We start from the raw sequence: 3,707 nt of genomic DNA, 5'->3' as shown, positions 1-3,707 counted from the left end.
TAAGTGGTCGAGTTCGTAAATCCTTCGGGGGTTGATCATGCTGCCAGCGCGACGGAGGATTCTTCCGGGTGATCGGCGGTGTGCCGGTCGAGCCTGGCCAGCAGATCGTCCAGGTCGGAGGTGGTGAACTTCCACTGGAACGGCTGCGCCGTGGCGTTGTAGCGGTCTTCGAAGGCTCGGAGCCGGTCCCGGATCTCGCCGAGGTCCGTGAAGTCGTTGGGCGAGACGACCTTGCGCTGGACGATCGAGAAGAAGATCTCGACCTGGTTGGTCCACGAGGCGTGGACGGGGGTGTGGACCATGACAGCGTTGGGGAATGTGCTGGTCAGATGGTCGATGGCGGTCTGCCCTCGGTGGGAGGAGCCGTTGTCGACGATCCAGAAGACACGTTTGGCGCTGGCGTAGGGCTCCTGGCTCATGACCTGGGTGACCAGGTCATGAAGGGCACGATGCCGGTGGTGGGTTCGGTGCGGCAGGACACCGTGGCCTGGTGGACGTCGTAGGCGGCCAGGTAGGCCAGGGCGCCGCCGCGGTCGTAGGTGTGGTTGACGCGCATCGCCCGGGCCTGGCCGGGGGCCAGGGTGGGGTCGCAGCGGCAGCGGGCCTGGATGGAGGTCTTCTCGTCCGCGGAGATCACGTACTCGTCCTCGCCCAGCGGGACGCCGTTCCAGGTGCGGGCGTACAGGTCCATGATGCGGCCGGCCTTGGCGCGGAACTCCGGGTCGCGGATGACCAACCCGGACTGCTCGACGGATTCATCGCCGAGACCGGACTGATCCCGGCCCCATCATGACGTCACCCCGAACCGAAAACCTCAGTAGTCTGTTCGGCGTTCAACAGCAATGGGCGCCTTTGGGAAAGCCCCCCACACCTTGCCGTTAAAGGATCTGTTCATGCGTAAGCACGCTCGCGTCGGCGTCATAGCCGCCTCTTCCCTGGTTGCCGCGGTGGCCCTCGCCTCTCCCGCCTCCGCCGCCACCGACTCCTTGGCCGTTGCTCGCTCCAACGCCGGTCCCTCCTGCACCTCCCTCTCCAACGGGTCGCTCTGCATCGCCCTCGTCGACGGCGGCAGCACGGTGCGGGTCGTCTACGGGAAGACCGGCGGCTCGGCGATCACCGCCAAGCTCGGCTACAAGAAGGGCGGCCTGACCAAGTACGCCGACGCCGTCACCGTCAAGAACGGTGACACGAAGGTCCAGGAGTGGAAGCGCCAGGACATCGGCTGCAGCAACGTCATCGGCGTCATCGCCCCGCACGGCCAGGACGTGTTCGAGACCCCGCCGCTGCACAACCCGTCCTGCTGAGCCGGCTCCGGCTCAGCGCCTGACGCGAGGTGCGGCCGCCCGTTCGGCCGCACCGTTCAGCCGAGGACCCTGGGGGCGGACATCTCTTCCCAGAACAGGGACATCCCCGGTGTCTCCTGCACGCATGCAGCTTCACGGGGGAGGAGCTTCAGCCGCGCTGAATATCACTGGCGATCTGGGCAATCCCAGTGCTGGCGGCGGTCTGCGTCGTCATGCCAAGCGAACGACGCGGATCGCCGTGCTGCACTCCGCTCATCGGGCGATGGCGGAGCCTCTCGCCCTTGTGGCTGTGGTGCACCAGCATCCGGAAGACGAGCCGGGTGCGGTGACCCGGCCTGCGGCACACCAGACCGGCGAGGGAGATACGTCCCGAGCCGGCGGCCCGGGCCGCGATGCGGGGTGTTCGGCCGCGTCGGGACCAAGTCCCTGCTTTCGGCGGCCGGAGCACCTGACCCGCCTCGTCGGCGAAGCACAGCCACGCGTCCTGGTCCCTCACCGTCTTTCCACGCAAGGCCAGGTCTCCTTGAGCCAGGTGGCCACGCGTCCTGGGGTCGCGGTCATGTCCCGCGGGGTGGTGTAGTCACGGCAGCTGTTTCGGTTCCGGTTGTGGGGTGATCTGTGGTCCGGGTTCGGTTGGCTCCTACAGGATGCGCTCGCACACCACCCTGATCGCTTCAACTCCGTCGGCCCGACGTAGACACCTCAAGCAGCCACATCAGCTCAGACTGGGACAAGGCCATCGCGTGCTCCTCCAGGTAGAACTGCCCGTCCACCAAGGAGACTTGCGCGATGGCCTGCCTTGCTCAGGGAGCATGCACCGCCAACGGATGCACGCCCCGAGCAGACACCCGCGCGTTTCGGCACCCAGCCCCGCTACACCACTTCATGGGACGCGATCCGCCAGGCCGCCGAACGGCATGCAGCCCTCCCCAAGGCGCCCTCGACATCACCGGCCGCCTCCGCCTCGGCACATGACCACAGACACACTCCAAGCAGCTCCGAAGTCAACCCCCGAAAGACTTACGAACTCGACCACTTACCACGACAACGACACTTCGTGACTGCGGTGTGGGTGTCTCGTTGTCGCCGGTGTGACGGTGGGGGCAGCTGGCGGTTGGTCAGGGCTATTTGATGAGTTCGTGGGGCGGTTCGCCGGGCGGTTCGGTCGTGTTGAGCCTCGGCGTCGGATGCGGTCCTACCTGCGGGGACTGCTCAGCGAGGTCGAGCGGAAGAACGGCTGGACGCTGGCCGAGGCAGTGGGTGACGCCGGTCCGCAGGGAATGCAACGTCTGCTGAACTCATACTGCTGGGACGTCGATGGTCTGCGGGATGACATACGTGCCCTCGTAGTAGACGAGTTGGAGGACGCGGACGGCGGTGTGCTGGTCGTGGACGAGACGGGCTTCCTGAAGAAGGGCCACAAATCGGCCGGTGTGGCCCGCCAGTATTCGGGCACGGCAGGAAGAATTGAGAATTCTCAGATCGGCGTATTCCTCGCCTACGCCTCTCGGCATGGACGAGCGTTGGTGGACCGGGAGTTGTATCTTCCAAGGGGGTGGACCTCCGATCGTGAGCGGTGTCGCGCGGCCGGCATTCCGGACGATGTCGAGTTCGCCACGAAACCTGCCCTTGCTCGTCGCATGGTCGAACGTGCTCTGGCGGCAGAGATTCCGTTCGGCTGGGTGACCGCCGACGCGGTATACGGAGGCGACGGGCAGTTCCGCCTGTGGCTCGAGTCGCGGGACATACCTCACGTCCTGGCAGTGACCAAATCGCAGTCAGTCGTCTCGATGGGCCTCCTCAAGGAACGAGCCCATCACGTTATCGCCCGGCTGCCGGAGGATGCCTGGGAGCGGCTGAGCTGCGGGAACGGTGTCCGAGGACCGCGTATCTACGATTGGGCGGCCGAACCCATCCGGCCCCTGCGCCGTTCCGGCTGGGATCACTGGCTGCTGGCTCGCCGGAGCCGGTCGAAGCCCGCGGAGATCGCTTACTACATCTGTTTCGCCCCCGAAGACACCGACTTCGAGGAGTTGATCCGCGTCGCCGGCTCCCGCTGGTCGGTGGAGGAATGCTTCCAGACCGCGAAGAATGAGACCGGGCTGGACCACTACCAAGTTCGCGGCTACGAAGCGTGGTATCGGCACATCACCCTGTCCATGGCCGCCGCCGCTTTCCTCGTCGTCCTCCGCCGCGCTTCCCAAAAAGGGGCTCGGCTCCCGGTGAGAGACCAGATCTTCTCCCCCTCACGGTGAACGAAGTCCGGAAGATCTGGAACCGAATTGTGCAAGCACCGAAGACTTCCCGGCAACGGGCAGAGAACTGGTCGATCTGGCGACGAAGAAGTAGCACCAGGGCCCGCATCAGCCACCACCGGAGACGCGGCCATCACGAAGTGTCGTT

4 protein-coding genes and 1 pseudogene are annotated in these 3,707 nt (G+C 65.7%); 2 read left to right on the top strand and 3 right to left on the bottom strand.

Features of this window, described 5'->3' with window-relative positions; all coding sequences use genetic code 11:
- Positions 1–35: 35 nt before the first annotated feature.
- Both AQI88_RS48335 and AQI88_RS48330 read right to left on the bottom strand, forming a co-directional pair.
- Positions 36–419 (bottom strand): transposase, encoded by a 384-nt coding sequence (locus AQI88_RS48335; protein WP_067010848.1) that lies wholly within the window; start codon positions 417–419, stop codon positions 36–38.
- A complete protein-coding gene (locus tag AQI88_RS48330) occupies positions 416–736 on the bottom strand; it encodes a hypothetical protein (protein WP_244184627.1) in 321 nt (106 codons plus the stop codon). Before AQI88_RS48330 ends, AQI88_RS48335 begins: the two co-directional genes overlap by 4 nt.
- 157 nt (positions 737–893) lie before the next feature.
- Here AQI88_RS48330 and AQI88_RS41300 point away from each other — a divergent pair, with 157 nt between their 5' ends.
- Complete coding sequence (locus AQI88_RS41300) at positions 894–1,304, top strand: hypothetical protein (protein ID WP_067010846.1); 411 nt, start codon at positions 894–896, stop codon at positions 1,302–1,304.
- Positions 1,305–1,575: 271 nt separating this feature from the next.
- Here AQI88_RS41300 and AQI88_RS49235 read toward each other — a convergent pair.
- Positions 1,576–1,844 (bottom strand): annotated as a pseudogene (locus tag AQI88_RS49235) (IS630 family transposase); the annotation flags it as partial.
- A 557-nt stretch (positions 1,845–2,401) separates the two neighbouring features.
- Here AQI88_RS49235 and AQI88_RS41290 point away from each other — a divergent pair.
- Complete coding sequence (locus AQI88_RS41290; RefSeq protein WP_079058171.1) at positions 2,402–3,559, top strand: IS701 family transposase; 1,158 nt, start codon at positions 2,402–2,404, stop codon at positions 3,557–3,559.
- Positions 3,560–3,707 lie beyond the last annotated feature (148 nt).

It is taken from the genome of Streptomyces cellostaticus, from assembly GCF_001513965.1.
Taxonomy (GTDB): Bacteria; Actinomycetota; Actinomycetes; order Streptomycetales; family Streptomycetaceae; genus Streptomyces; species Streptomyces cellostaticus.
The sequence above is the reverse complement of the archived record's forward strand: the minus strand, read 5'-3'. Positions and strand labels throughout refer to the sequence as shown.

What these genes read in the sequence shown, in the direction of transcription:
- AQI88_RS48335 (WP_067010848.1), bottom strand. Translation starts at nt 419, where the DNA reads ATGAGCCAGGAGCCCTACGCCAGCGCCAAACGTGTCTTCTGGATCGTC.
- AQI88_RS41300 (WP_067010846.1), top strand. Translation starts at nt 894, where the DNA reads ATGCGTAAGCACGCTCGCGTCGGCGTCATAGCCGCCTCTTCCCTGGTT.